Origin of the sequence: Rubrivirga sp. (assembly GCF_049648075.1) — a bacterium.
In the GTDB taxonomy this organism is placed as follows: domain Bacteria; phylum Bacteroidota; class Rhodothermia; order Rhodothermales; family Rubricoccaceae; genus Rubrivirga.
Window position 1 is genome coordinate 1 of the sequence record NZ_JBARYR010000120.1, and the last position, 2,746, is coordinate 2,746.

The 2,746-nt window shown below is 69.2% G+C and carries 4 protein-coding genes; all 4 read left to right on the top strand.

The window, feature by feature from the left end:
* Nucleotides 1–718, top strand: a 718-nt coding sequence (locus tag WBA11_RS03375) for a hypothetical protein (protein WP_424519314.1), incomplete at its 5' end; no start/stop codon positions are given.
* Nucleotides 719–772: 54 nt separating this feature from the next.
* Entirely contained in the window at nucleotides 773–1,237 is a 465-nt protein-coding gene (locus WBA11_RS03380; RefSeq protein ID WP_424519315.1) for a CsgE family curli-type amyloid fiber assembly protein, read from the top strand.
* 57 nt (nucleotides 1,238–1,294) lie between these two features.
* Complete coding sequence (locus tag WBA11_RS03385; RefSeq protein WP_424519316.1) at nucleotides 1,295–1,705, top strand: curli production assembly/transport component CsgF; 411 nt, start codon at nucleotides 1,295–1,297, stop codon at nucleotides 1,703–1,705.
* 6 nt (nucleotides 1,706–1,711) lie between these two features.
* The coding region (locus WBA11_RS03390) for a CsgG/HfaB family protein (protein ID WP_424519317.1) at nucleotides 1,712–2,746 on the top strand (1,035 nt) is incomplete at its 3' end.

Sequence of the window (2,746 nt, forward strand, 5' to 3'; positions counted from 1 at the left end):
GTCCGTGGCCGAGCAGTCCTCAGCGGCTCCGACCGGCAACCTCGAGGACGCGACCTCGAGGGCGACGCGCCTCGCCAACGCCGTCTCGTACGCGCTCAACCCACTCGTCCTGCCGCCGGTCGCGTTCTCGCTCCTCGACGCCCACTTTGGCGGGACCGCCCTCGAGGTCGGACGCACGTTCGGGATCTCTCTCGTGTTCTTCTGCCTGATCCCGCTCGGCTACGCCGTCTGGATGGTCCGCTCGGGACGAACGGCAACGCTCGAGGTACGGGAGCGCGAGAAGCGCTGGGCGCTGTTCCTGGTCGGCATCGGGTCCTACGTCGCTGGCGCGACGGCTCTGTGGGCGACCGTCGACGGGCCGGCCGTGCCGATCGTCGTGACGTTCGCGGCGCTCTACCCGATCAACACCGCGGTGCTGCTGCTTATCAACACGCGCTGGAAGATCTCGGTCCACATGTCGAGCCTGGCCGGGTTCGTGGGCGTGCTCTTGTTCACGGCGCTGACCGTGTGGCGCGAGCTGCCCCCCGACCTCGAGGTCGCCCTGACGGCGGCGACGGCCGGGCCGCTGCTGGCGCTCGTGCCGGTCCTGATGTGGGCACGCGTCAGAGTTGGGGCGCACACGGTGGGGCAGGTGTGGGCGGGAGCGGTGTACGGGCTGGTCGTGTTGCCGGCCGAGTTGTGGTGGGTGGTCTACCGCTGGCTGGATCTCGCGGGCTGACAACGTCCCCTCCAGGTGGCGCGCCGTATCCTACTCGAGTCTCTGACGGAATCCGTGCGACTCCTCTTCCTCCTCTTCCTCCTGGCTGGACCGCTGACCGCCCAGCCCGCCGATTCCTCCGAGGTCCGGCTGCAGCCGTTCCCGTACGGGACGTCGCTGACGGTCCAGAGCATCCTCGCCGAGGCGCGCGCGCTCCGACCGATCCCACCGGCACCGCCTGACTCCACCTCGGTGACGGCCGACCCATTCGCCGGGATCGGGCGCCTCGTCGTCGACGAGACGATCTCGCGGACCGGGAGCTACTTCTACGACGTCTTTTTTCAACTCTGGCGCCCGCCGGACGAGGCCCGGTTCGTCAGCGTCGTCCTGGCGGAGCAGCCGCTCCCTGGTCAGGGCACGCTGGTGAGCGTTAGGCTCGATGGCGAGTTGGTGTTCCAGTCTCGCCTGCCGCCCCGAGAGGACGAGGCCGAGGCCGTCGCCCGCCAGGCGGTCGGAGCCACGCTCCGCCGGCTCCGTTGACACCTAGATTATCCAGTCTACCGGCGCTGCCGCGCCGACCCCGTTTCCCGACCTCCCATGCGCCTCGTCCTCCTCGCCGCCGTCGCGTTCGCCGTCTCGCCGGCTGTGTCTGCGCAACAGCTCACGTACCAGCCCACGAACCCCGCGTTCGGCGGCTCGCCGCTGAACTACGGGTGGCTCGTGCAATCGGCGCAGCTCCAGAACTCGTTCGACGACGCCGACGACAACCGCTTCCGGCGCGACCCGCTCGCTGACTTTGAGCAGAGCCTGCAACGCCAGATCCTCAACCAGCTGTCGCGCGAACTGATCTCGAACCGGTTCGGCGACCTCGACCTAACGCAGCCGGGCACCTTCGACCTGGGCGATTTCCAGATCGAGGTGATCCCAGGCATCGACGGGGTCTCGATCCGCATCTTCAACCTCCTCACTGGCGAGGAGACCATCGTTACCGTCCCGAACGGGTTCTAACCTTCTGTGCTCCGTCTCCTACTCGCCCTGGTCCTGATCGCAGCGTCGGGCTGCTCGCCTCGGTTCGCGACCCCGTTCGCCGTCGAGTCCGCCCGGACGGCGGCTCCTCGGACCGTTACCACCGACGTCCTCGAGGCCGTCCCGCCGCCCGCTGATCCTGTCGTGGTGGCCGTCTACCGGTTCCGAGACCAAACGGGGCAGTACCGCGCGCTCGAGAACCTGTCGACGTTCTCGACGTCGGTGACGCAGGGGGCGACGAGCATCCTGGTCCGCGCCCTCGAGGACTCGGGCTTTTTCTCGCCCATCGAACGCGAGGGGCTCTCGAACCTGCTCAACGAGCGGCAGATCATCTCGTCGACGCGGCAGCAGTTCACGGGGCCTGACGGCCAGCCGCTGGGGCCGCTTCCGCCGCTCCTGTACGCGGGCGTGCTCTTGGAGGGGGGCATCATCGGGTACGACTCCAACGTGATCACGGGCGGGGCCGGCGCGCGGCTGCTCGGGGCTGGCGGGAGCGGCCAGTTCCGGCAAGACCAAGTCACGGTGTATCTGCGGGCCGTGTCGGTCCAGAACGGCCGCGTCCTCAAGACGGTCCACACCACCAAGACGCTCATCTCGCAAAAGCTCGACGGCGGGCTGTTCCGCTTTGTCGACACCGAGGCCCTGCTCGAGACCGAGGCCGGGTACTCGACGAACGAGCCGCCGGTGCTCGCGGTGACGTCGGCCATCGAGGAGGCCGTCGTGGCGCTCGTCGTCGAGGGCGCGCGCGACAACCTGTGGGCGTTCCAAGGTCCCAATGACACCGTGACGCAGGAGTTTCTCGAGGCCTACGACGCGCGTCGATCACGCGACGGACAGCGCGACACGTTCGACCGGCTCCCCCTGGACACAGACCGGGACGGGTTCGCCCTCGAACTCGCCGCCGGACTCGGCCGCATCGAGGGCGACTACGCGGACCCGAGTGCCCGGCCGGTCGGGTCTGCGACGGCGACCTTCCCCGTTCGGGGCGGGCTGTCGCTCGGCCTCCGGGCCGAGGGCGGGCTC

Bases quoted from the DNA above. Each gene is read 5' to 3' on its own strand.
- WBA11_RS03385 (WP_424519316.1), top strand. From the start codon at position 1,295: ATGCGCCTCGTCCTCCTCGCCGCCGTCGCGTTCGCCGTCTCGCCGGCT.